Raw genomic sequence first — 24,670 nt, forward strand, 5'->3', positions numbered from 1 at the left:
TTTGAACGTTGTAGTAATCGGTGCGCAATGGGGAGATGAGGGCAAGGGAAAGATCGTTGATTATCTTTCTTCGGAAGTACAGAAAGTTGTACGGTTTTCCGGTGGCGCCAACGCTGGCCATACCATTGTCCATGGGGACAAGACGTACAAGCTTCACCTTGTTCCGTCGGGAATCATCTACCCTGACACGGTGGTCATTCTCGGAACGGGGATGGTGATAGATCCCGAGGCGCTCTTTGCGGAGCTGGAGGAGCTGGAGAAGCAAGGCGTTTCCTGGAAGGGTCGGGTTCTGATTTCCGACAGGGCCCATCTGGTTCTTCCAAGCCATCGCCAGGAGGATCTCCGGCGGGAAGAAGAGCGGGAAAACCCTATCGGTACCACCGGTCGGGGTATCGGGGTCGCCTACGCGCATAAGGCATACCGTGACGGGGTCCGTCTGGCCGATCTGGCCTGGCCCCGACACATCGCCTCCCTGACACAGGAAGATCAGGATTTTCTGGCCCTCTGGAAAGATCGGCTCCTGCCCCTGATGGTCGATCTGGCATCCTATATTCACACTGGAGCACCCCGGGAAGAAGAAAAAGTCCTTCTCGAAGGGGCCCAGGGCGCTCTTCTGGACATCGATCTGGGAACCTATCCCTACGTCTCGAGCGGAGCCTCCTGTTCCGGGGGTGCCCTCAGCGGAGCATCCCTTGGCCCGGGTGATATCGATCACGTTCTGGGTGTCTTCAAGGCCTACAGCACCCGGGTGGGGAACGGCCCCTTTCCCAGCGAGTTCGACGGGCGCAACCAGGACGGACTCGAGACCCACATTCGGGAATTGGGCCGCGAATACGGGGTAACCACAGGCCGTCCCCGCCGAATCGGATATCTCGATCTTGTGGCGCTCCGCTACGCCTGCCGGACCAACGGGATTACCAGCCTGGCCCTGACCCATCTGGATGTTTATGACACTCTGGAAACAGTAACGGCCTGTATCGGCTACGAGACCGACGATCAAACGCTGGATTATTTTCCTGCCTCAATCCCGCTTCTGGAACGGGCCCGGCCCGTGACAAAAAGTCTTCCCGGCTGGCAACGCCCCCTGGGAGAGGCCTCATCCTTTGAGGATCTGCCCCGGGAGGCTCGGGATTATATTACCTTCATCGAAGATTACCTGGAAGTGCCGATCAGTATTGTCTCCGTCGGTTACCAGCGGAATCAAACGATTGTTCGACGATCACTATGGGGAGAAAAGGTATGACTACAGGATCGGCTCTGACGCCGCCCTCCGGCACCGACAGGATCGTTATCCTGGATTTTGGAAGCCAGACCACGCACCTTATCGGACGCCGCATTCGCGAGCAGGGAATCTTTGCGCAGATCGTGGCCGGTACCGCGCCGGTAGAAGAATGGCTCGACGAAGGGGTGAGGGGAATTATCCTCTCGGGCTCTCCCTCATCTATCCACGATGACGATCCGCCCCTTCCCGACAGGCGTATCTACTCCCAGGGGCTTCCCCTTCTGGGAATCTGTTACGGTCTCCACGTAACGGCGCACCTCCAGGGCGGAGAAATCAGCCGTGCCGAGACGCGAGAGTATGGCCCTGCTCCTGTGGAGGTCGTAACAAACCACGAGATCACCTCCGGCGTGAGTCGGCGGTTTACCTCCTGGATGAGCCATGGCGATGCGATCCGTCGTCTGCCCCCGGGCGCCCGGGAGATCGCCACCACCTCCCACGGGGTAACGGCTATTGTCACCATCCCGGAATGCTCCTTCGTGGGCTTGCAGTTCCACCCCGAGGTGACCCACTCGGAACAGGGAATACAAATTCTGGATAACTTCGCCGCAGGAGTCTGTCAGGCTCGCCGCCAGTGGTCCGTGGAGAACTATCTTGGACAGCTCCAGGAGGAGCTGCGTGGTCAGGCCGGGGATAAGCCGATCCTCCTCCTTATTTCAGGTGGTGTCGATTCGTCGGTCGTGGCAGCTCTCCTCCTTCAGACCTTCCCTCCAGAGCAGGTCCATCTCATGTACATCGATACGGGACTGATGAGGAAGGATGAATCGGTAGAAATCGGGGCTGCCCTGCGAAAGTTGGGGGCCCGAAACCTCTACCTGATCGATGCAGAAGAGCGCTTTCTTTCCGCTCTCGCCGGTGTAACGGATCCCGAAAAGAAGCGCCACATCATCGGAGACCTCTTTATCTCGGTTCAGGAGGAAGAGATTGCTTCCAGGCTCTCGGGGGACTACCTGCTCGCCCAGGGCACGCTTTATACCGATCTTATCGAGAGTGGCCACGGAAGTGGAGGCAAGGCGAAATCGATCAAGAGCCATCACAACGTGGCAAGCCCTTTGGTCAAAAAGAAGCGTGAGGCCGGACTCATTCTGGAGCCCCTGGCAGCTCTCTACAAGGACGAGGTCCGGGACCTGGGCCGTCTTCTGGGATTGCCCGAAGAGATCGTTGGTCGCCATCCTTTCCCTGGTCCGGGCCTGGGCGTTCGTGTGCTGGGAGAGGTCACCCGGGAGCGTTGCGATATTCTCCGCGAGGCCGACGCAATTTTCATCAGGGAACTGCGGACGGCCGGTCTCTACGATGCAATCTGGCAGGCCTTTGCTGTGCTCCTGCCAATCCAGTCCGTGGGTGTTGCCGGTGACAGTCGGGCCTATGGAAACGTGGTAGCCCTGCGGGCGGTAACCTCCACAGACGGGATGACCGCCGACGTCTACGGCTTTGAGCCTGCCTTCCTCAGAACCGTTTCAGCCGCGATCACCAACGGGATACCCCAGGTGGGGAGGGTGGTCTACGACTGTTCCGGAAAACCTCCCGCCACAATCGAGTGGGAATAGGCGGAGCTTTTCGGTCAGATCCTTTCACCTTCTGGCAGGATAGCCTATCATGGGGCTATGCCAGAGGAAGCCAGCAAACAGACCGGGCCAGCCCTGCGATGGGGTCTTGTCGCAGGGCCGATCCTTCGCTTTCTTGAGCCAGGAGTAGCCGTGATCGCGGCCGCTCTGGTTGCTCTTGATCTTCTGGGGCGCGTTTCCATATCCCGGAACCCGGCCTTGTTCGTGATCGATACAACAATCGTCATCTTTTTTTCCCTGGACTACCTGACAGGACTGCTTCTCTCGTCTGACAAGAAACAGTATATACGAAGTCATCTGATTGACCTGATCTCCATTCTTCCCGTCTACCAGTTTCGCGCCCTCCGGGCAGTCCGTCTCGTTCGGCTTCTCCGGCTGGTTTCTCTGGCCATGCGGGCACGACGACGCATATCGAACTACTTTACATCCCACGTCCTCACCTACGTGGTGGCTATTCTCTTCGGAGTGATCGCCCTGGGATCTGTCTCGATTTACCTGGTGGAGCGGGGAAACAGCATGACATCCTTCTCCGACGCCCTCTGGTGGACTGTAGTTACCGTTACTACCGTTGGATACGGCGATCTTTCTCCCGAGAGTTCCCTGGGGCGGGTTGTTGCCATTCTTCTCATGATTACCGGCGTGGGTGCCCTGGCGGCTTTCACCGGAACGGTTGCATCGGTAATTCTTCACCGATCAGGGACAGGGCGCTCTCTGTCAAAAGAGGAGGCTCCGCAGACAGAAGCTCTTCTGGCCGACCTGTCGCCCCAGGAGATCCGGGAAGTCCGGGTTTTCATCGATTTCATCAAGTATCGTCGCGGAAAGTTATGAGGCTGATATACACCTTCTATGCAGCCTCTATGCATCCAGCCCCCTTTTCGTGTAATTTCCCGGGATGATGAATACACCGGAAACAACCAACACCTCTCTCTGGAAGCAAAAGAACTTCTGGATCTTCCTTCTTCCCTCAGCGGCGGGAGTCTTTCTTTTTATGGCACCGATCCGGTTTGCCGGCGATATCACCATCCCCGTGGCGATCCTGGCAAATGCCCTGAAAGCGGTCATGGGGGATCTCCTGGTTCCTCTGGTAACGGCAATCATCGCCATTATGGCGGTGGCAACGGTGGCCACAAAATTGATAAAACCAGCCTTTCTTGAACGAAGCCCCTTTCTGGACCGCCTTCTGAACCCGTCCCCCCTCTGGGTGGCAATACGCCTCATCGGGGGGCTGGCGATTATAAGCACCTTTTTCGAGCTGGGCCCCGAGGCAATCTGGAGCGGCGACACAGGCGGGCTGGTTCTCTATGAACTCTTGCCGACCCTCTTTGCAGTCTTCTTTTTTGCCGGTCTTTTGCTACCGTTACTTCTGAACTTCGGCCTTCTGGAACTCTTCGGGACGCTCCTGAGTAAAGTCATGAGACCTCTCTTCAATTTGCCCGGCCGTTCCGCCATCGACTGTACCGCTTCCTGGCTTGGTGACGGAAGCGTGGGAATCCTCCTGACCAGCAAGCAGTACGAGAGTTCCTTTTATACCCAGCGTGAGGCTGCGGTGGTGGGCACCACCTTTTCGGCGGTTTCCATCACTTTCAGTCTGGTTGTTCTGGCCCAGGTCAATCTGGAGCACCTCTTTCTTCCCTTCTACGGCACGATCTGTGTGGCTGGACTTGTCGCCGCTGTTATCATGCCCCGCATACCGCCCCTGCGATGGAAAAAAGACATCTACATCGATGGTGCAGAGCCTGATCAGGATGCCGAGGTAATTCCCCAGGGAAAAACGGTCTTCTCTTGGGGGCTGGCCCTGGCGGTGAAGAAGGCTGACACGGTGGTCTCGTTGCGCCGGGAGGCATCGGAGGGGGCAAAAAATGCCGTGGACATGGTCTTTGGCGTCCTCCCTGTGGTGATGGCTCTGGGAACGGTGGCACTGATCATCGCCGAAACCACCAGCCTCTTTACCATTCTGGGGATGCCCTTTATCCCGCTTCTCAATCTGCTGGCTGTCCCCGAAGCAGCAGCGGCGTCGGAAACCATGGTCGTGGGCTTTGCCGACATGTTTATTCCTGCCATTCTTGCTATGTCAATCGAGAGCGAGATGACACGGTTTATCATTGCCGCTCTCTCGGTGACCCAGCTGATTTATCTTTCCGAGGTGGGAGCTCTTCTTCTGGGAAGCCGCATTCCTGTCAATGCAGTTGATCTCTTCGTCATTTTCCTGCTTCGTACTGTTATTACTCTCCCTGTTATTGCAGGTCTTGCTCATCTGATCTTCTAGCCAGGTTTTCCTTTTCTCCCGTTTCGGGAGGCGGTTGCACTTGTGATCGCCTCCCTACTTCCCCTATTATGAAACGGGAGGTGTTGCCATGACAGGTGTTGACGAAAGGACGGGCAGAAAAAGTCCCGCTCCATTTTTGAGTCTTCTTTCTTTTATGTTCCTTTCCTTTTTCCTCTTCCCGTCTTTTGTTGTCCCCTCTCCGAGGGAGGCCACCGGAGAGGTGGGGTTTTCAGGAGGGCGCTGGTTTCCAGGTGATATCAAGATCGACAACGAAAACATGGAAGCCGATAACAATGTGCTGCTTCGAGGACATCTGGATATGTACATCGTTCCACAACTTTCCGTGGGAATGTACGTAGCAACCACCCGGGGCGAGTTTAGGGACAGTGAGTTCAAGGGAAACAGTTTTGATACTACCGAGTTTGGGGGCGCCCTGCGGGCGAGGTACTTTGTCACTGAGACATTCTCCCTGAGACCGGGGCTGGAGTTTGGATATCGGCGCACCACCATCGAGGAAGTCAGCGACGATCCCCGGGGAGTGGGTCTGAACGGAACCATGGAGGTGCAATACCATTTCCCCTCGGGGGCGATACCCTATGTGGATATGGGGTTCATGAGCCAGCCCTTCGGAGGAAACAGGCAGTGGGATATCACCTGGGGGCCTCGTTTTTATCTGTCTGTGGGGGTCGGGCACACCTTCTAGGTCGGTCTTGAGGTATCGGGGAACTTGAGGTATCGGGGAAGAAAGGGCAAGGAGGGGCGTCGTGGGAAGTTCTTCTGACGGCAAAGTTCCATATCTCGCTGTTGAAATCGAGCGAAGGCGATTAGAGCCCCTGGTCCCTCTTGATCAGGGACGGTGTTCCCGTTCGCTCCGGCTGACTACCCTGGTGGATAATCAGCGTCAGGCCCGGGTGCGGCTCTTCGTGGTTTGTGATGCAGAACCTCTTCTGCTCCGGGAGTTCTTTCTTGATAATCTTCCCCGGCAACCCAAGGGAGAGCCCAGATTCACTGTCTCCTGTGACTTTGACGGCCTTCGTCGGGCCGGAATCGTTCTCCAGTCCCGGGGGGATCGCCAGGAAGCATCTCTGGACCTGCGAAAATACATCTCTCCACCCCGGAAGGGGCGAGTGTTCATGGTGTTGTTCCTTCTGGCGGTGTTGCTCCTGCTGGGAATAGCGGGTTTTTTTCTGGTATCACCCTTCAAGGAATCCTCTGTTACGCCTCCCCCGGGCAGGGCCGGGCAAATCCCTGAGGCAGTTTCCTCCCGGGATGTTTCTGATTCCGCGAGGGAGCCGGAACACTCGGCACCCGTGGCCGAGTCGCTGGATCCTCCCCCGGATGATACCGTCCCGGAAGAGATCGCGCCTCCAGACGTTTCCGGCCTTCCTTCTGATTCCGAACCCGGTGAATCCGGTGAAGCGCCCCCCCCCGAGCCGATTCCAGTCTCCCGGGATACGGTAATCTATTTCACTCCCGACAGCCCCCTCGTGACCCAAAAAGCCCGCGACGAGATTTCGCAGTTTGTTGCGACCCTGAGACCAATTACGAACCTGGCAATCACCATCGAAGGGCATTGTGCTCTCGCGGGAACAGAAACGGGAAGAGAGGAGCTCTCCCGAAATCGTGCGCACAACACAAAACAGGCAATTCTCCAGGAGGCCTCCTGGATAGAGCCGGAGCACGTCACTCCGCTCTGGTACGCAGCGAACCGTCCCGTAACCCGCCTCCCTGCCGAGCAGGATCGCAACCGTCGGGTGGAGATTCTTGTCCGGGGGGAGATCCTTCCAGAAGAATAGAACTGCCGGATCCATGGGGCGGAATATTCTGGTGCAACAGGGATCTGATTGGTTTGCGGGGGCCATTTCCAGGGACATTATCTGCTGAGGATCGTCTCCGAAGATCCCTGGAAGAGTTGACACACTTTTCCGGGGTATGCTATGGTCTGCCCGACATCAGGAACGGGGAGTTTCCCGAGCGGTCAAAGGGGGCAGACTGTAAATCTGTTGGCTAAGCCTTCGAAGGTTCGAATCCTTCACTCCCCAAGCAAAAATCCTTCTTATCGTGGAGTTCTTCACGGCAAGAGGGATTTTTTTTTCCCCTTTGTGGTATCATTGCAGACGATGGAGAAGCGTTTTTTTTGCACCCAGTGTGGAATCTGTTGTCGCTACGAGGAAGGGTTTGTTTTTCTCTCACCCCGGGACCTGGAACGGCTGGCCTCGTTTCTCGGAGAAGAACAGGATCAGGTGGTGGAGCAACATTGCCGTTGGGTTCCCCTGGGAGCAATGGATCAGCTTTCGCTGCGAGAACAGCCCAACCACGATTGCGTTTTCTGGCGTGACGGAGGCTGCCTCGTGTACGAAGCGCGCCCTCTCCAGTGTCGCACCTATCCGCTGTGGCGACATATTCTGGAAGAACCCCAGGGCTGGAATCAGGAGGCGGAATCCTGTCCGGGCATAGGTATCGGACGGCGGGTTTCTCTCCGTGCAGAGAAACGGTCGTTGCGAGAACGTCAGCGTGAACAGCCTGTTACACGCCCCCGTTCCGAGTCAGGGGCAGGGAGGAAATAATGCGTTTCACCGTTTGGGGTAGCCGGGGCTCCCACCCCACTGCACTGACACCCGCAGCGGTTCAAAGCAAGATCGCTACGGTCATTCAGCGTGTTCGTCCCGTGGATCTTGTTTCGGCCGAATCCCGGGAGCGCTTTCTTGCCTCTCTTCCGGCGTGGCTTTTCGGGACGACCAGCGGAAACACCGCCTGCGTCCAGCTTGAGCTTGATGAGGATCGGCAGATTGTCTTTGACGCGGGAACGGGCATCATAAACCTGGGCCATCACTACCTGGAGCACCCCCTGAGGGAGGTGCATATCTTTTTTACCCATTTTCACTTTGATCATATCCAGGGGCTTCCCTTTTTTCTTTCGGCCTATGATCCTTCCGTGACCATTCATTTTTACAGCCCCCGGGATGACCTGGAAACTATCGTGCGCAACCAGATGAGAGATCCCTATTTCCCCGTTACCATGGCAGGAGCCATGACTCCTCATCTGATCTTTCACAAACTGGATGCCCGGGGAATTCAGCTCTATGGAGCGCGCCTGCGGTGGCGGGAACTGAACCACCCGGGACGCGCCTTTGGATATCGCGTGGACTACCGGGGCAAGGCCTTCGCCTACGTGACCGATGTGGAGTTAACCGGCGAGTATTTCCTCCAGAACCAGGACAACAAAGAGTTCTTTTCGGGTATTGACGCTATGATCCTTGATGCTCAGTATACCCTCGACGAGGCGATCGAAAAGATAAACTGGGGCCATTCGTCTTTCAGCCTGGCGGTGGATTTTGCCAAGGCCTGGCAAACAAAAACGTTGTACCTGTTCCATCATGAACCCCGGTACAGCGACCGCAAGCTGGAACAGAATCTCCAGGCTGCCCGACAGTATGCTGCAGGTCTTCAAGGGAAGGATCTGACTGTTTTTCTTGCTCGGGAGGGAGCGACCGTAGATGTCTGATGTTGAATTTTTTTCTGTTTCCCACGAGGAATCTCTGGCGTTGATGAAGCATTTGAGGACCCAGGAGGAAATAATCGAACCGGTGCTGGCAGATTTTCTTCTACGCCTTGAACGAAGACTCTTTGCCGTTCACTCTATCGAGGAAATGGAATCTCTGATGGAAAGTGCCCACCGTCCCCGTCAGGGCCAACGAACCAACCTCAGTGAGTCTGGTCACAGCCAATCCCGCCAGAGGATATCAGGCCGGAAGGGCGGGATCTCATGAGGTTACCCCGGTTGTTTCTTCGCCTGGCGCTTGTCTTGGGATGCCTCTTCTGGGTCGGCTCTGACCTTCTCTTCGCCGATGGCCAGGATCCTGCCGCTGATCAGGCCTGGACCCTCTGGCATCCCTCGTCGGTGGGGGTTCCTCTGGCAGGTCAGTATCGTCAATCCAATCCCCTGAGCGGACTTTCTTTACCTCACCTGCACGGCCTGGCCCAGGAAGCACGTCTTGCCGTGGGAGGCGGTGTTACAGCAGGAACCGAACGGATCGGGGGCGCTATTGCTACGGTTGTGCCAGGTCGCCGGGCCGTCTGGAACGGAGGAGGCTCCTTTCTTGCCGATGACACGGGGTATCATCTGCGAAGCGTTCTCTCTTTGGCCCGTCCCTTGGGAAGCCGCCTCATGGGCGGTGCCGGCGGCGGAATTGTGGTAGCTGATTCCGATGACGGGACCAATGTCGGAGCAGGAATTGACCTTGGCCTGCGCTATGATCTGGGAGTTTTTCGCGATGTTTCCCGAGTGGACCTCCATGCGGCTCTCCTGAATATCGGCCTGGCTGCTGCCCGGGATTCCTACGATCCTCTGATTCCTGCCTTCACCCCCCTGGTGGGGTTCCGTGCCCGTGCGGTGGAGTCCGAGGAGATCACACTTGATCTTTCCGGTGCGATCCGTGCTCCAGCTTTTGGAGGGATCGGCTTCGATCTGGGCGCCGCCCTGGTGTTTTCTGGCGGTGCCACAGCACACATCGGGTGGAGAGGAACTCTGGGTGAGGACGAGGGGGCGCTGTGGCCCGGATTTTCTCTGGGCATGTCCTTTCCTCTGGGCCGGGGATCTTCCAGCGCACCACCTGAACCCCGTGTGTATGGTGTAATTCAGCCTGACCGTGATGGCAATGTCCTTCTTGGCGCCGAGCTTGATGTGGGCTTTGATACGACCGATTTGACTCCTCCCCGAGTGACAGCTCTGATGGAATCCCCTCGGGAAGAAGGTAATCGGGAGATAGCACTCTCTTCCCGAGGCAGAAATGCCGAACTGTCCCTCTCCATCAGGGCAAAGGATAGCCGGGGAATCCGGGAAGTCCGCTCTTTGCTGGTTGATCAGGAGGGAGCGATCCTGCGGCAATGGACCCTTACTCCCCTGGTTTCGACGGTTCCCACAGGGACGGTCACGGAACGGCTTACATCGGATTTGTGGCCACGGAGAATTTCCGGATCCATCCATTGGAATGTCTATGACGATGTCCCCGATGGTATCTATTATCTGGAGGTTCTGGCTGAGGATCGCTCGGGAAATGTAACCGAGCTCTCCCCCTGGGTTATCCGGGTGGACAGCACACCGCCCCGCGTGGAAGGATCCATTGTGCCGGTTTCGCTGGACGGGTCATCCCGAGGGGAGAAACGCTTTTTTTATTCTTCCGACGCGGCTCTTTCCGATGATACCGGGGTCGGGGAGGAAGAGATCCTGGTGGCACCCCAGGAGGAGATCGATGTTGTCCTTCGCTATCAGGACGTGGAGCGCCTCTCGGTCCATGTAATCGACGAGGCGGGACGAAAGATACTTCCCCTTACGGGAGAGCCCGGGAGGGCCAACGGGGATCATTCCCTTGCAATCCGCTGGGCGGGGACCGATCGGGAGGGCCACCGGATTCCCGAAGGATCCTACCGGATACATGTTTCAGCCTCCGATGCTCTGGGCAATGAGGGAACGGCAATAACGCCGCCGATCTTTCTTCAGTCGATGCGGCCACGCTTTACGGTTGCCCTCTCTGATACGATCGTCTCTCCTTCGGGAGGAGGGTTGCGGAGTGAAATTCTCCTGACCCCTCGTCTTGAGCCAGTGATCGGTCTCCGGGAATGGTCAATTCGTGTAGTGGACGAAGAAGGGACGGTTACTGCCCGGTGGAGCGGTATTGATTTGCCGCCGGAAGAGATCCGCCTGGGGGCAGAGGCCTTTCCCGCCGATGGCATTTATACGGTTCAGGGATACAGCTACTACCGGAGCGGAGTCCAGGCGGAGTACGTCTCTGATTCCATCATAGTGGACACAGTCCCTCCCGCAGCAGGTTTTGCCCTTGATCGCCTCAGGGTTCAGCCCGAGGAACAGGGGATCGTTACGTTCTATCTCGAAGGGGATGACACAGCGGTGGTAACGGAACTCTATGCCATTCCCCGCTCCCCCCAGGGAGAAGGAGAGCCTCTTCTCATCCGATCCTGGCAGGTTCCGCCCGAGCGCTATTACTGGGATCTGCTTACCCAGGCAGGTGAGTTTCTGCCCCCTCAGGATTATACACTCCGCCTCTACGCCCGTGATCGGGCGGGAAACACTGGCGTCTCCCAGGATCAGTCTCTGACCGTTCTGGAACGTTTGGGAGGAGTGGCTCTTGCGCCGGCCCGTTCTGTTTTCGGCCCGACCGGAAACGGCCGGTTTGATGTGATGCCCCTGATTCTGGCTGATTCGCCCGGACTCGACCAGGGAGGAGAGTTCTCAGTGGAGGTTCACTCCCTCGAGACGGGTCAGGAGATCCGGCGCTTTTCCGGATCTCTTCCTGTGCCGCCCCAGATTTTATGGGATGGCAGAACCGATCAGGGGATGCCCGCTCCCGATGGATTCTATTACGCGCTTCTGGAAGTCTCCATTCCCCAGCGGGGCGTTCTTCGAACAGAATCGGTGCCCTTTCGATTAAAGACCGATCCACCGAAGGTCTCTTTCCAGGCACAACCCGAGATTGTCTCTCCCGATGGCGACGGGCGGCAGGATGAACTGATTTTGACTCCCTCCCTGGAGGGCGCATCAACGGCCCGGTATCGTCTTTTCCGCAAAAATCGGGAAGATGCCCGGGAGGGAGGCCGGGAAATAGACGCCCGGCTCCCGGATCCATCCCTGGGAGAATATATCTGGACTCCCCGTGCCCAGGACGGCACAATCCTTCCCGATGGTCACTACGAGATTGTGCTGGAGGCAGAGGATGAAGCAGGGAACCTGGGACGTTCCGACAGGGTTTCCTTTCAGGTAGATACGAGGCCCGTGAGTGGCTTTGTCCGCATCAGCGCGGGGGCGTTCTCGCCCGAATCGCCATCAACGAATCAAGTTGTCTTTACTCCCGTGCTTCCTGTAGAGGAAGGGCTTCTTCGATGGTCTCTGGAGGTTGTTGCTTCTCAGGATGAAGAGGGCCAGAGTGAACGGTTGTTTTTCCAGGAGGGAGACCATGAAGATCCGCCTGGGCCGATCGTCTGGGATGGAACCGACCATCGAAGCGGAACGATTGCAGCCGATGCGTCCTATGTAGCCAGACTCGAAGCAGTCTATCGCCATGGCCCAAAAGTAAAGGCAACATCACCACCGGTCCTGCTCGACAAAACGCCTCCTGAGGTTGTCGTAGAGGTATCCCCTCAGCCCTTTTCTCCCGATGGTGATGGTGTTGATGATATCGTGTCTTTTGAAATTCTTGCCGACGACAAGAGCCCGATCCAGTACTGGATGCTGGAAATTTTTGATCCAGCCGGTGAGTTCTTCTACGATGTGGGCGGGCGCGGAGCCCCCCCCGGGAGAGTTCGCTGGGACGGAAGAGCTCGCAACGGTGAGGTTGTCATGTCTGCTGAGGAATACCCCTGGCGCCTGGAGGTTGCCGATGTTCTTGGGAATACTCGGGTGGTGGAAGGAGTTCTTCTGGTAGATATCCTCCTGGAGCGTTTCGGAACGGGCTACCGCATTCAAATACCAAGCATCATCTTTCCTCCTGATTCAGCAACGCTTGATCTCGATCCTGACTCCGAGACAGGAGCAAAGAATCGTGCTGTTGTTCATCGTCTGGCCGAGATCCTGCGTCGTTTTCCCGACTACGCAATTCTTGTAGAGGGCCATGCCGTGAATTTGAGCGGAACTGATCGGGAGCATCGTCAGGAATTGCTTCCGCTCTCCCGCGAACGGGCCCTTCAGGTTCGAGCTGCCCTGATCGATGCAGGCGTTCCTGCACGGCTCCTCTCTGCCGAGGGGAGGGGAGGGAGTGACCCTCTGGTTCCTCACGACGATGAGGTGCAGCGATGGAAAAACCGTCGTGTTGATTTTCTCCTGAATCGGTGACGATGAAGTATTCCCGGGAATTGCTCCAGCGGATACGCGATCGCCTTGACCTGGTGGAGGTGGTAAGCGCCTATACTTCACTCAAGCAGAAGGGGGACCGCTGGTGGGGGTTGAGCCCCTTCAAGACGGAGAAGACTCCCTCTTTCACGGTAAAACCCCAGGAGGGTTTTTACTACTGCTTTGCCACCCAAAAAGGGGGGGATCTCTTCAGTTTCATTGCTGAAATGGAGGGGATCTCCTTTCCTGAAACTGTGGCTTTCCTGGCAGAAAAGGCGGGGATTCCCCTCTCGGAAGAGGAGGAGCCCGATCCTCAGGAGAAAGATCGGGTTGCCCTCTACGAACTCTACAAGCGAGTGACTCGCACCTTTTCCTGGCTTCTTGGCGAGCCTGCTGGTGCTGCGGCAGCCCGTTATCTGGAAGAGCGGGGGATCGGGGGGGAGGCTTGCAAAACCTTCGAGCTGGGTTATGCGCCCGATTCCCGAAGCTGGTTATACAGATTTTTACGGTCAAAATCATACAGCCCGGATTTTCTCCAGAAAAGCGGACTCTTCTCGAAAAAGCACAGCCAGTACCCCCTGTTTCGGGACCGTATCATCTTTCCCATCGCCGATAATCGGGGGCGAGTGGTAGCTTTTGGGGGGAGGTCCATGAACCCCGAGGATCGGGCAAAATACATGAACAGCCCCGATACCCTGATCTATAACAAGAAACAGGTCCTCTACGGCTTGCCCCAGGCGCTGGAAACCTTGAGATCAACCCGCTGCGTTTATATCGCTGAAGGCTATACTGATGTGATCGCTCTGCACCAGAGCGGAATAAAAAACGTTGTGGCTCCCCTGGGGACGGCCCTCACGGAAGAACAGGTCCGGCTTCTCAAGCGCTGGGTTCATGAGGTGGTGCTGGTTTTTGACGCCGACTCTGCAGGAATTGAGGCCAGTTTTCGGGCTGCCCTGATTGTGGAAAAGATGGAGCTCGGGTGTTATGTTCTTTCTATGGAGTCGGGAAGAGACCCTGCTGATATATATCGCACCGAAGGGGCTGAGGAGCTGAGAAAAAAGGCTCTGGATCGGGTTCCTGCCTTTGAATATCTCCTTGCGATGGCTTCACGGGACTTTGACCCCCAGAACGATCGAAGCAGAGATTTGCTGTTGCGTAAAGTCTTTCCGTATATTACCATGGTAAAATCCGAGGTTCGTCGCGAAGCTATGCTTGAGCAGGCAAGTCATGTGGTGCGTGTTTCTGCCGGAGCGATCCGCGCCGATCTGCAGCGGTGGATCTCCGGGAATACTGCCCCTTCGCATCGTCGGGGACAGGGGCAAGTGGGGGAGCGTGGCACCGGGCCGACAGAGCGAAAACAGCGTCGAGATTACACACTGGTGCTCGCCTGTATGCAACGGAGCGAGCTTTTTGTATATCTGCGACAGTCGGTCACTTCTGAAGACGTGAGCGATCCTGATGCGCGACGTCTCTTTCTCCTGGCCGATGATTCCCTTCGCCATGAGGAGCCGCTTCCCCAGGGCGTTCTTGACCGTCTTCAGGAGGATCCTCTCCGGGAAGAGGTCCTGCTACGCCTCACTTCAGGGGAATATCAGGGATGGAGCGAGAAAGATATAGACGGGGCGGTTCGGAACATTCACGTTCGAAAGCTTGAAGCAAAGCAACGGGAACTGGAATCTGCAATACGGGCGGTCACAACAAGCGACCCGCAAAAGATGAGGCACCTATTGGAACAGAAGATAGTTGTTGATCAGGAATTGTTACAGGTAAAGGCGAGGTCTGATGACTGATCTGCAAAATGAACCTGCTGTTGAACGTCTGATTGATTATGCAAAATCGAAGACATCCATTAGTTACGATGAAGTCCACGATTTTTTGCCCGAATCGATAGTGAACTCTGACAAAATCGAGGGTGTCCTGGCGCTTCTGGCGAAGCACAATGTTGTTCTGGAGGAAGCCACGGAAGATGAGTCTTCTGATTCCGACGATGAAGAGAGCGATCTGGAGGAATCCGACAGCGACGACGAGGACAGCACCGAAGAAGAGGCTGTCGATTCGCCTGTTAATTCCGTCGCGACGCCCGATCGCACGAAACGGGTCATCGTAGGAGACAAGGACGCTGCAATAGACGACCCCATCCGGCTGTACCTGCGGGAGATCGGTCGGGAAAACCTTCTCACGGCAGAGCAGGAGGTAGAGCTCTCCAAAAGCATGGAGGAGGGTGAGGGGATAATCAAGAGTGTTATCCGCTGTAGCGGAATGATCATCCCCGAGTTTCACGACCTGGCCGAACGAACTTTTAAAAAAGAGGACCCTCGTGAACTGGGTTTCTCAAAAAAGGAAATCTCCGAGTATCTGGCGGAACGTCGGCGTCTCAATCAGTTCTACCGGGAGTCAATGAAAGAGGTCCTGGGCGATCTCCGATCCTACATAGAGCTGAAGCGAAAAACCTACGAAAAAGGAATCGACATTCTCCGCGACGACGCACTGGCGGGTCGCAGGGACGTTCTTCTGGACATGCTTTCAAAGGTCGATATCCACCAGGACGAAATAATCCGTTTCAGTGATCGTTTTGCCAGAGCGTCCCGCCACATCCATCGGTTTCGCGAGGAACAGGCCCGTGTAGAAAAGCGGCTGCGCGTCTCCAACATGCGGGAGCTGCGGACCCTGGGTAGAGGTCTGGCAGTAACCTCCAAACGGGCATCCATAGAAGACGAGTTGGGCCTTTCTGCGGATCAGATAAAAGAGAAGATCCGCCAGATCCAGGTCACGGAGAAAAAGCTCCGGGAACTGGAGTTCACCTTCGAGAACTCCATTGACAACATTCTTGAAATGGCCCAGGAAATAGAGCGCGGCCGCGTCATGATGCAGACCGCCAAGGATAAGCTTATCCAGGCAAACCTTCGGCTGGTTGTCAGTATCGCCAAGAAGTACACTAATCGGGGGTTGCACTTTTTTGACCTGGTGCAGGAGGGAAACATCGGGTTGATCAAGGCAGTAGAGAAGTTTGAATACCGCAAGGGTTACAAGTTTTCTACCTATGCCACCTGGTGGATACGGCAGGCCATTACCCGATCGATTTCCGATCAGGCTCGTACGATTCGGGTTCCTGTTCACATGATTGAGCAAATCAACAAAGTTGTGCGAGAATCGCGTCAACTCATGCAGGTTCTGGGCAGAGAACCTTCAGACGAAGAGGTTGCGGAACGGCTCGGCTGGACCGTCCCCCGGGTGAAATCAGTCAAGAATGTGGCACGGGAGCCGATATCTCTTGAGACCCCCATCGGCGAGGAAGAAGACTCGCTTCTGGGAGATTTCATCGAGGACAAGGAGGTGGAGAATCCTGCGCACCAGACCGCTTTCACTCTCCTCCAGGAGCAGCTGAGCGGAGTCCTGGACACGCTTCCCCCGAGGGAGCAGGAAGTGTTAAAAATGCGTTTCGGCCTTGAAGACGGCTATTCACTCACGCTGGAGGAAGTGGGACTCTACTTCAACGTGACCCGGGAGCGTATCCGGCAGATCGAAGCAAAGGCGCTTCGCCGCCTTCGCCATCCGCGACGGAGCAGGCGGCTGAAAGATTATCTTGATAATTAAGAGAATGACCAAATAAGAGGATGACCATGACAACGATAGAAGACACGATCGAAAAACTGAAGGTCCTTCAGGATATTCTCTCCCAGAAGTTTGCTGTCCAGCGGGAGATAGACGAATTGCCGAAAACACTGGCTACGAAGAAGGAGCTGGTGAGCAGGCTGAAAAAATCCTTTGTTGAAAAAAATGAGCGCTATGAGACATGCCGCAGAAGCGTTGCTGATCTCCGGGTGCGCTTGCAGGAAGCTGAAGCTGACCGGGAAAAGTACGAATCCCAGATGGACCAGATCACCACGGCACGGGAATACGATGCTCTGGAAAAAGAGATTCGTGACGCCTCGGACCGGGAACAGCAGTATCGCAAGGATCTTCAGCGTGAAGAAAAAGATCTCCAGGAACAGAAGCTCCGCCTTGAACGGGAAGAAACAATGATCAAGGCTGAGGAAGAGGACCTGGGAGCAGAACGGGCAAAGATCGATTCTGACACAAAGGAACGTAATCGCCTTTTGGAAGAGTTGCAGGACCAGGAACAAAAGACGATTCCTGGTTTGGGAGAAGATCTGCTCTTCAAGTTCGAGCGCATCGTTCGCAGCAAGGGCGGTGAGGGTATCGTGCCAATCAGAAACGGTGTATGCAACGGATGTCAGATGATTTTACCAAATCAGTTTGTGAACGACGTTCGCATGGGAAACGAGATTCAGTTCTGCCCCTACTGCTCGAAGATTGTCTTTTTTAGTGACGATCTCGACGAGTTCGAGGAACCGGGATTTTCCGATTCCGACGAGGAAGGTCTTTCTGATCTGGTGGATGATGATTTTGATGAGGACCTCTTTGGCGAAGACGAGCTGGTCGGCTATGAACCCGCCGATCGTCGCGTGATGAGTCACATGACCGATGATGATGACGACGACGAGGACGAAGAAGAGGAGATCCTCGATGAGGAGGACGACTCGCTTCTTGACGAAGAGGATGAGGTTCTGGAAGACGAAGAAGACTTCGACGAAGAAGAGGACGAAGAAGAGCTGGACGACTAAACGTCAGTCAGCTCTTTCCGAGTGTGGAGAGGCCAGGTCATCGCCCGGCTGTCTGTGACAGCCGGGAGGAAAGTCCGGACTCCGGAGAGCACGGCACCGGGTAATTCCCGGCGGCCGCCAGGGTTTCCCTGGCGACAAGAGAAAGTGCCACAGAAACAAGACCGCCCCGGTTTGGTCCGAGTGATCTATCGGGGTAAGGGTGAAACGGTGGGGTAAGAGCCTACCGGTCTTCCGGTAACGGGAGGCGTCATGGTAAACCTTGCCGGGAGCAAAACCAAGCAGCGGGTGGGCTGCTCGTCCAGAGCCCGCGGGTAGGTTGCTGGAGCAGGCTGGAGATAGTCTGTGTAGATAGATGGTGACCCACGACAGAATCCGGCTTACCGGCCTCTCTGCACGCGGAAAACCTCTTCTCTTGTCCACAGGAAGTTTTGTCCACAGGAAGTAAGCGCATGAGAATACCTCAGTCCCGAGTCCCCGCCTATCGTTCCCGACACGGAAGAAGAATCTTCACCGTGGGTATTGTCGCGCTAGGTGCGGTTGTTATGGGAACAGGCTTGACCTTTCTCGTTGTTGCGCGGTCCCCTGTTTTGCCACTTACAGAAACAGATCGGGCACTCTCGGCGGTGGAATACTGGCAGGCGGGGGACTACGAAAAAGTTGCAGCCCTCTCTACGGCTCAGCTCCAGGCCAGACCCCTGGATGAGCTCCCGCTCTCGCTACGGGGATTTTCCCGCTTTTACCTGGCCCTGGAGACGGTGGACAATGAGAAAAAGCAGGAGCTGCTGGTTGCCGCCGTGCAGGATCTGCGACGGGCCTTGCTGACCCCGTCTTCTACCTTTGAACCGCAGATCAGATACATTCTGGGGAAGGCCTACTACCACCGGGGAGGTTACTTCTACGATGCAGCTATTGCCGAGCTGGAACAGGCCCGAGCCCGGGGAATCAGGAAGAGCGATCTTCTGGAGTATCTGGCTCTTGCACACAGCGAGTTGAAGCATCGTGAGCAAGCAATCGGGTATTTTCAGGAACTCCTCCAGGAGTCCCGGGAGCCTGTTCACCAGGTAATGCTGGCTGACCTTCTTGTTGAGGAGGAGCGACACCAGGAAGCTGAACAACTACTCCTGGGGCTTTTGTCGGAAGACACCGATACGGTCCTTCGGCAGCATGCCTATCTAACCTTGGGGAGTTCTCGAAAAGACCAGGAGCTGTACGAGAAGGCCCGGGAAACGTACCAGGAGTTGCTCCAGCTGAATCCCACCTCTGCCGAGGCGAGATATCGACTGGGCGAGATTCATCTGGCCGAGGGCCACCGGGATCGAGCTCGTTACGAATGGAGGGAAGCCCTCCGATTGAACCCTAATCATATTGAATCTTTTCAACGTTTGCAGGAATATTAGCAACACTACCTTGGAGGGGACTGAATTTCATGGGCAAAAACAATTTTCTGAACGCCTTTTCCACTGATATCGGAATTGATCTTGGCACGTGCAACACAATTGTATATATCCGGGGAAAGGGCATTGTTGCCAGTGAACCCTCGGTTGTGGCCGTTGAGCGGGGAACCAAAAAAGTTGTTGCCGTAGGTGAAGAGGCCAAGCGAATGCTTTGGAAAACACCCGGCGACATTATCGCAATTCGCCCGCTTCGGGACGGAGTCATCGCCGATCTCGAGACTACGGAGAAAATGATCCGGTATTTTATCTCGAAAGTTCTTCAGCGTCGCTGGTTTGTTAAACCACGAATGGTCATTGGGGTTCCTTCCTGCATCACCGATGTAGAGAAACGGGCTGTTGTGGAAAGCGCAGAAAAGGCCGGAGCTCGAGAGGTTCGTGTTATTGACGAATCTCTGGCTGCAGCGATCGGCGCGAACATCCCCATTTTTGAACCGGCCGGGCACATGGTTTGTGATATCGGCGGCGGGACCAGCGAAATATCGGTTATATCCCTGGGGGGAATGGTCGTTACCAACGCAATTCGCCTTGGCGGAGACGAGTTCGACGAGTCCATCATCAAGCACGTAAGGACGGTGCACAACCTCATCATCGGAGAGGGAACCGCCGAAGGCCTCAAGAAGCAGATCGGAAACGCCACGGCCGACAAAAAGATCGAAAAGATGGAGATCAAAGGAACCGACGCGATCACCGGTCTTCCCCGAAGGCTGGAAATCGATAGCGTAGAGGTGCGGGACGCCCTTCAAGAGCCGATTACGGCCATCGTGGAAGAAGTTAAACGCACCTTGGGTCTCACCCCCCCCGAACTGGCCGCTGACATTATTGAGCGGGGGATCGTCCTCACCGGAGGGGGCTCCCTCCTGAAAGGCTTCGATGTCCTGATCGCTGCCGAGACAGGAGTCCCCGTGTTTCGTGCCGAGGATCCGATGAACTGTGTAGCCATTGGGGCAGGAATGTATTTCGATTATGACAAAAACCTCAGAAATGGGGCGAATGATTACACAAATCTCTAGAGCTCGACCATGAAACCTGTCGTAAGAACCTCACTTACTACCGTCGGGCTGGTGGCGGGGGGGATCTTTCTGGCTGCCCTGAACGTAGGAGATGTTCCCTTTCGTCCCGACCGTCTTGCGGGAGGGGTTATGGTGGGGTTGCAGCAGGGAGCCTTCGCCATCGGCCGGGGAGTATCCGGGACCTTCCATGCCGTGGGAACGCTCCGTGACTTGAGAAGGGAGCACGAGCTGCTTTTGGGCGAGCTTGAAGAGTATCGTAATCTGCGGGGACGCCTGGAGCAACTGGAAGGGGAGAACGCCCGTCTGCGGGAGCAGCTTGGTTTTGCGGCCCGCGCCCAGGCTCCCGTCGTCTCAGCCAGGGTTATCGCTCATGAAGCGTCGCAGTATTTCGCATCCTTTACTATCAACCGGGGGCGGCGCCACGGTATAGAGCCGGACCAGACCGTTGTAGCCATCGTCTCCGGCCGGGAAGGATTGGCGGGAAAAGTGGCATCGGTTTCCCTGAATACCTCGGTGGTGCTCCCCGTCTTTTCGGCTGAGTCCTATGTCTCGGGTCGTCTTGACACATCCCGCCACGAAGGGTTGGTCCAGGGAAGCGGAAACAGGGACACCCCCCTGGTTATGCATTATGTTCCTCGAGGTGCACGAAATGAAATCCAGTATCAGGATATGGTTGTAACCAGCGGATTGAACTCCATCTTTCCTGAAGGTTTGCCCATAGGTCGGGTAGAGCGGGTCGATGCTCTCTCCTTTGAACCAAGTCTGGAAATAAGTGTCACACCTCTGGTTGAATTTTCCAAGCTTGAGTATGTTTTCGTGATAACGGCTCGATCCGGTTCCGGACAGAGCATGCATACTGAAGGGGGTTCAATGACCAGCGAGGGTGGCGCTCCCTCAGAGAGGACGGAGTTGTGATCTCTCTCTGGTTTGCTGCAATCGCGGCGGGGCTGGTTGTTCTCCAGACCACCTGGTTCTCGGGGCTCTATCTGGCAGGGTTCAGTCCCGATCTGGTCCTTCTGGTTCTCACCTTTTCCGCGCATCACCAGGGTGTGCAACGAGGGCAGATTGCCGGATTTGCTGTGGGATTTGCTGAAGATGCCCTGGGGGCATCCCCCCCGGGTTTTTCGGCGACAATCCGCCTGGCCCACAGCGCCGTAGCGGGTTTCACCCAGGGATCCATCAGTGGGGATGCCTTTGTTATGCCCATGGCCCTGGCTGGTCTTGCTTTCTCCATAAAAATCGGTGCAACGCTCCTGGTGAGTTTTATCCTGAGGCTCGACCACGTGGCGCCCCGGATCTTCTCCTGGCCCACCCTTACGGAGTTTTTTCTGACCATCCTCTTTGCTCCCACGGTGTTTATGGTCCTCAGAATGATCCTGAGACGCCTTTCGCCACGTTCGGGGTAAGGACGGTATTTTGGATGGACAATAAGCAGGTAATCAGCCGTCAGCGTCTTTTCTCTTTCTCTCTGGTCCTGGGAATCATCGCGGCCTTCTACCTGTTCCATCTTTTTCAGATGCAGGTCCTGGACGGCTATATCTATCTGCACCGGGCCCAAGCCACAGCACAGCGCAGCGAACCGGTTTTCGCGCAACGAGGGCAGATTTTCGACCGCCACTACAATCAACCCCTTGCAACAAACCGCAATTCCTTTGCCATAACTATTGTTCCAGCAGACCTTCCGCGAGGAGAACAAACCACCATCATAGAAGAACTGGCACGGCTCCTGGGTAGAGATCCCGGGCAGGTGCTGGAACGCTACCGTAGTGCCGCCAGAGGTCTCTTTGTTCCCGTTGAAGTAATCAGCAATCTCACTCTGGAAGAGCTGACCCTGGTGGCCGAACGAATTGATTCCTTTCCCGGTGTGAGTTGGTATAGCAAGCCTGAGCGCGTCTATCCTGCGGGGCCTCTTGCATCCAACGTGATCGGCTATGTAGGAGACATCACACCCCAGGAACTGCAAGTTCTCTTTAACGAGGGATACACGTCGTCAAGTATCATCGGGAAAAGCGGGATCGAACAACGCTATGATCAGTATCTGCGCGGAACCGATGGCAGGCGAGTTCGCCTGGTTGATGCCAAGGGCCGCCATGTTCGGGACGGAGATGAGATGCGTCTCCCCGAGCAGGGGTCCAACCTGGTTCTCACCATTGACGCAAAGCTACAGCAGCTGGTTCAGGAGGCATTAGGCCCCCGAATCGGCTCTGCCGTGGTTATGAGGCCGGCCACAGGGGAGATTCTCTCCCTGGTTACTTATCCGCGCTATGATCCGAATCTCTTTATCGGTCCCGGGGGGGATGGTGAGTTTCGGAGGCTTTCTCGAGACAGACGGGCCCCTTTCCTGAACCGTCCGGTTCAAAGCGCCGCGGCCCCGGCTTCGGTTTTCAAAGTCCTCATGAACATCGCGATCATGGAAGAAGAGGCCTTTCCCTCCGACGAGACCATCGAGTGCACCGGAGAATTCCCCTACGGAAACCGGGTTTTCCATGACTGGCTGGAATCTGGTCACGGAGCGGTAGATATCACCTCGGCGCTGGCCCAATCATGCAATATTTTTTATTACACCATTGGCGCTCACCATCTTTCGGTAGATCAGATCATTGACTATTCCTACCGTCTCGGCTTTGGCTCCGCTACTGGTATTGACGTGCGAGGAGAGAATCCCGGCCTTGTCCCCTCGCCAGCCTGGAAGGAACATAATCGAAATTCCCGGTGGGTCGGGGGAGACACGGTGAATTTCTCCATCGGCCAGGGGTACTTGCAGGTCACACCTCTCCAGGTTGCCTCCATGGTCGCAACAATTCTGAACGACGGAGTCACCTACCGGCCTCACCTGCTTCGGGAAATCAGGGATCCCCTCACGGGAAATCTGGTCGAGCGACAGCAACCGGAAGTAGTACGCTCTTCTGATATCAGTGCGGCCACCTTTCAGGAAGTTCGCTCCCAGATGCGGTCCGTCATCACCGAGGGAACCGCCCAGGTAGTAATAACAACCAACGCTGTCGACGTGGCGGGGAAAACAGGAACCGGCCAAGTTGGTATTGCCGGGCGTCACCATAGCTGGTTTGCAGCCTACGGCCCCCACGGTGAGGATGTTTCCCCGGAAGAGCAGATTGTGGTGGTTGTTATGGTCGATGCAGCCAACGAATGGGAATGGTGGGCTCCAAAGGCTTCAAATATTATCTTTCACGGCTATTTCAAGGGGCTTGATTACGAAGAAGCAGTGGCAGATCTGCGCCGGGGGCCCCGCTACTTGTGGTACATGTGATGATGGCATATCTGAATAGGAAGGTCGCCTGATGCGTTCGCGCTCAATATTTGAAATGGATGTATATATTGTGGTGGCTACCCTCTTGCTTCTGGTGATCGGTATCCTCTTCGTTTTCTCCAGCGGGGTGACGGCCACAGGGGAGATTGCCAACAGGGAGTACCTTCGTCAGATCCTCTGGGCGGTATCCGGGTTGATTCTGATGTTCCTCGTTACCTTTGTTGATTATCGCCTGCATCATCGCCTGGCCCCCACATATTTTTTCGTGGTTTTATTTCTGCTTATGGCAACCCTTCTTTTTGGTCGTGTGGTTGGCGGGGCGCGACGCTGGATCGGCGTATGGCAAGCAGGGGTACAGCCTTCGGAGTTTGCCAAACTGGCTCTCATTCTTTTTTTGGCCCGGTACTTTGGGGACCGGAAAAAAGAGGTTCGACGAGTGCAAACCTTCCTGACAGGGCTTTTCTGGACGAGTCTGCCCAGCTTCCTGGTGCTTCTGCAGCCTGATCTGGGGACATCTCTGGTGTACCTTCCAATCTTTCTGGTGATTGCCTTTTTCAGTGGCGCAAAACTGATGCATCTGGGTTATGTAACCGCTTTCTTTTGTCTGGCAGGATTCTTTACAGTCGTTCCGTTCTGGGTGCAACACGTGATGGAACGGCCCACAGCGGCGATTCTCATCCTCACCGAGACCCGATTCATGCGTTACCTTCTGGGAGGAGTCTTCGCCGCACTTTTGGCAAGCAGTATCGGCCTGTATGTAACGCGACAAAGGGTGTTCTTCTGGATAAACTATAGCCTTTCTCTTGTGATGGGATCGATCCCGATTTCCTATCTTGCCAGGACGGTTTTACGAGATTATCAAATCATGCGCCTGGTGGTGTTTGTTAACCCCTATGTGGATCCCCAGGGAGCGGGATGGAATATTATTCAGTCTATAACGGCGGTCGGGTCGGGAGGGCTCTTCGGAAAAGGCTTTCTCAGAGGAACCCAAAGTCACTATCAATATTTGCCAGCCCAGAGCACAGATTTCATCTTTTCGATTCTTGCCGAGGAGTGGGGGTTCATCGGGGCTGCGGTGGTTTTTCTCCTCTTCGTAGTGATCGTCATACGGTCCCTCTATGTCATGGTCTCGGCGCGCGATCGGTTCTCTTCGCTTGTTGTGGCTGGTATTGTAGCGATGATGGTTTTTCATTTTCTGGTAAACATCGGTATGACGATTGGTCTCATGCCAGTTACCGGACTCCCCCTGCTTTTGCTCTCCTTTGGCGGATCCTCACTCTGGACAGCTCTGATCGGCCTGGGTATCGTTATGAGTGTCTATCAACACCGCTACCAGTATTGATGGTTAATTTTCATTTTA

Annotated in this window: 19 protein-coding genes, 1 tRNA gene and 1 other RNA gene; all 21 read left to right on the top strand. The window is 55.7% G+C overall.

The genetic code is table 11. The features are described 5' to 3' along the window. The first annotated feature begins 1 nt into the window (after nucleotide 1). The 21 genes from purA (at nucleotide 2) to rodA (ending at nucleotide 24,652) form a co-directional block, all read left to right on the top strand. Nucleotides 2-1,243 (top strand): adenylosuccinate synthase, encoded by a 1,242-nt coding sequence (gene purA / locus BW950_RS02315; protein WP_076487678.1) that lies wholly within the window; start codon nucleotides 2-4, stop codon nucleotides 1,241-1,243. Beyond that, nucleotides 1,240-2,826, top strand: a complete 1,587-nt coding sequence (guaA, locus tag BW950_RS02320) for a glutamine-hydrolyzing GMP synthase (RefSeq protein ID WP_076487679.1) — start codon at nucleotides 1,240-1,242, stop codon at nucleotides 2,824-2,826. The genes purA and guaA overlap by 4 nt, the downstream gene beginning before the upstream one ends. Nucleotides 2,827-2,883: 57 nt before the next feature. Further along, nucleotides 2,884-3,672 (top strand): potassium channel family protein, encoded by a 789-nt coding sequence (locus BW950_RS02325; protein WP_076487680.1) that lies wholly within the window; start codon nucleotides 2,884-2,886, stop codon nucleotides 3,670-3,672. Nucleotides 3,673-3,736: 64 nt separating this feature from the next. After that, nucleotides 3,737-5,110, top strand: coding sequence for a YjiH family protein (locus BW950_RS02330; RefSeq protein WP_076487681.1), 1,374 nt, complete (start codon nucleotides 3,737-3,739; stop codon nucleotides 5,108-5,110). Nucleotides 5,111-5,330: 220 nt separating this feature from the next. Next, nucleotides 5,331-5,813: a hypothetical protein gene (locus tag BW950_RS02335; protein WP_143559095.1), complete on the top strand. Its 483-nt coding sequence runs from the start codon at nucleotides 5,331-5,333 to the stop codon at nucleotides 5,811-5,813. A 61-nt stretch (nucleotides 5,814-5,874) separates the two neighbouring features. Beyond that, the gene (locus BW950_RS02340) at nucleotides 5,875-6,906 is read left to right on the top strand and encodes an OmpA family protein (protein WP_076487683.1); all 1,032 of its coding nucleotides are present in this window, start codon (nucleotides 5,875-5,877) and stop codon (nucleotides 6,904-6,906) included. A 164-nt stretch (nucleotides 6,907-7,070) separates the two neighbouring features. Beyond that, a tRNA-Tyr gene (locus BW950_RS02345) sits at nucleotides 7,071-7,152 on the top strand. Nucleotides 7,153-7,230: 78 nt separating this feature from the next. Further along, nucleotides 7,231-7,677: a YkgJ family cysteine cluster protein gene (locus tag BW950_RS02350; protein WP_076487779.1), complete on the top strand. Its 447-nt coding sequence runs from the start codon at nucleotides 7,231-7,233 to the stop codon at nucleotides 7,675-7,677. After that, on the top strand, nucleotides 7,677-8,615 hold the full coding sequence (locus BW950_RS02355; RefSeq protein WP_076487684.1) for an MBL fold metallo-hydrolase: 939 nt from the start codon (nucleotides 7,677-7,679) through the stop codon (nucleotides 8,613-8,615). Before BW950_RS02350 ends, BW950_RS02355 begins: the two co-directional genes overlap by 1 nt. Continuing rightward, on the top strand, nucleotides 8,608-8,880 hold the full coding sequence (locus BW950_RS02360; RefSeq protein ID WP_076487685.1) for a hypothetical protein: 273 nt from the start codon (nucleotides 8,608-8,610) through the stop codon (nucleotides 8,878-8,880). The genes BW950_RS02355 and BW950_RS02360 overlap by 8 nt, the downstream gene beginning before the upstream one ends. Next, entirely contained in the window at nucleotides 8,877-12,956 is a 4,080-nt protein-coding gene (locus BW950_RS02365) for an OmpA family protein (protein ID WP_076487686.1), read from the top strand. Before BW950_RS02360 ends, BW950_RS02365 begins: the two co-directional genes overlap by 4 nt. Before the next feature lie 2 nt (nucleotides 12,957-12,958). Then, on the top strand, nucleotides 12,959-14,743 hold the full coding sequence (dnaG, locus tag BW950_RS02370; protein ID WP_076487687.1) for a DNA primase: 1,785 nt from the start codon (nucleotides 12,959-12,961) through the stop codon (nucleotides 14,741-14,743). After that, a complete protein-coding gene (gene rpoD, locus BW950_RS02375; protein ID WP_076487688.1) occupies nucleotides 14,736-16,547 on the top strand; it encodes an RNA polymerase sigma factor RpoD in 1,812 nt (603 codons plus the stop codon). The genes dnaG and rpoD overlap by 8 nt, the downstream gene beginning before the upstream one ends. A gap of 26 nt (nucleotides 16,548-16,573) precedes the next feature. Next, complete coding sequence (locus BW950_RS02380; protein ID WP_234969004.1) at nucleotides 16,574-17,578, top strand: zinc ribbon domain-containing protein; 1,005 nt, start codon at nucleotides 16,574-16,576, stop codon at nucleotides 17,576-17,578. A 24-nt stretch (nucleotides 17,579-17,602) separates the two neighbouring features. After that, nucleotides 17,603-17,974, top strand: an RNA gene (rnpB, locus tag BW950_RS02385) — RNase P RNA component class A. 53 nt (nucleotides 17,975-18,027) lie between these two features. Further along, on the top strand, nucleotides 18,028-18,975 hold the full coding sequence (locus BW950_RS02390) for a tetratricopeptide repeat protein (RefSeq protein WP_076487690.1): 948 nt from the start codon (nucleotides 18,028-18,030) through the stop codon (nucleotides 18,973-18,975). Nucleotides 18,976-19,004: 29 nt separating this feature from the next. Continuing rightward, nucleotides 19,005-20,042, top strand: a complete 1,038-nt coding sequence (locus BW950_RS02395; RefSeq protein WP_076487691.1) for a rod shape-determining protein — start codon at nucleotides 19,005-19,007, stop codon at nucleotides 20,040-20,042. Nucleotides 20,043-20,051: 9 nt separating this feature from the next. Further along, a complete protein-coding gene (gene mreC / locus BW950_RS02400; protein ID WP_076487692.1) occupies nucleotides 20,052-20,957 on the top strand; it encodes a rod shape-determining protein MreC in 906 nt (301 codons plus the stop codon). Continuing rightward, nucleotides 20,954-21,448, top strand: a complete 495-nt coding sequence (gene mreD, locus BW950_RS02405) for a rod shape-determining protein MreD (RefSeq protein WP_076487693.1) — start codon at nucleotides 20,954-20,956, stop codon at nucleotides 21,446-21,448. The genes mreC and mreD overlap by 4 nt, the downstream gene beginning before the upstream one ends. Before the next feature lie 14 nt (nucleotides 21,449-21,462). Continuing rightward, entirely contained in the window at nucleotides 21,463-23,310 is a 1,848-nt protein-coding gene (gene mrdA, locus BW950_RS02410) for a penicillin-binding protein 2 (RefSeq protein WP_076487694.1), read from the top strand. 55 nt (nucleotides 23,311-23,365) lie between these two features. Next, a complete protein-coding gene (gene rodA / locus BW950_RS02415; RefSeq protein WP_234969005.1) occupies nucleotides 23,366-24,652 on the top strand; it encodes a rod shape-determining protein RodA in 1,287 nt (428 codons plus the stop codon). The last annotated feature ends 18 nt before the right edge of the window (nucleotides 24,653-24,670 follow it).

The sequence above is a fragment of the Alkalispirochaeta americana genome (genome assembly GCF_900156105.1).
In the GTDB taxonomy this organism is placed as follows: Bacteria; Spirochaetota; Spirochaetia; order DSM-27196; family Alkalispirochaetaceae; genus Alkalispirochaeta; species Alkalispirochaeta americana.

Excerpts from the sequence above, each read along its gene's own strand:
- mreC (WP_076487692.1), top strand. The coding sequence starts at position 20,052 with ATGAAACCTGTCGTAAGAACCTCACTTACTACCGTCGGGCTGGTGGCG.
- BW950_RS02390 (WP_076487690.1), top strand. The coding sequence starts at position 18,028 with ATGAGAATACCTCAGTCCCGAGTCCCCGCCTATCGTTCCCGACACGGA.
- BW950_RS02330 (WP_076487681.1), top strand. The coding sequence starts at position 3,737 with ATGATGAATACACCGGAAACAACCAACACCTCTCTCTGGAAGCAAAAG.
- guaA (WP_076487679.1), top strand. The coding sequence starts at position 1,240 with ATGACTACAGGATCGGCTCTGACGCCGCCCTCCGGCACCGACAGGATC.
- rpoD (WP_076487688.1), top strand. The coding sequence starts at position 14,736 with ATGACTGATCTGCAAAATGAACCTGCTGTTGAACGTCTGATTGATTAT.
- BW950_RS02395 (WP_076487691.1), top strand. The coding sequence starts at position 19,005 with ATGGGCAAAAACAATTTTCTGAACGCCTTTTCCACTGATATCGGAATT.
- BW950_RS02325 (WP_076487680.1), top strand. The coding sequence starts at position 2,884 with ATGCCAGAGGAAGCCAGCAAACAGACCGGGCCAGCCCTGCGATGGGGT.
- BW950_RS02360 (WP_076487685.1), top strand. The coding sequence starts at position 8,608 with ATGTCTGATGTTGAATTTTTTTCTGTTTCCCACGAGGAATCTCTGGCG.
- BW950_RS02355 (WP_076487684.1), top strand. The coding sequence starts at position 7,677 with ATGCGTTTCACCGTTTGGGGTAGCCGGGGCTCCCACCCCACTGCACTG.
- BW950_RS02350 (WP_076487779.1), top strand. The coding sequence starts at position 7,231 with ATGGAGAAGCGTTTTTTTTGCACCCAGTGTGGAATCTGTTGTCGCTAC.
- rodA (WP_234969005.1), top strand. The coding sequence starts at position 23,366 with ATGGATGTATATATTGTGGTGGCTACCCTCTTGCTTCTGGTGATCGGT.
- BW950_RS02365 (WP_076487686.1), top strand. The coding sequence starts at position 8,877 with ATGAGGTTACCCCGGTTGTTTCTTCGCCTGGCGCTTGTCTTGGGATGC.
- dnaG (WP_076487687.1), top strand. The coding sequence starts at position 12,959 with ATGAAGTATTCCCGGGAATTGCTCCAGCGGATACGCGATCGCCTTGAC.
- BW950_RS02380 (WP_234969004.1), top strand. The coding sequence starts at position 16,574 with ATGACAACGATAGAAGACACGATCGAAAAACTGAAGGTCCTTCAGGAT.
- mrdA (WP_076487694.1), top strand. The coding sequence starts at position 21,463 with ATGGACAATAAGCAGGTAATCAGCCGTCAGCGTCTTTTCTCTTTCTCT.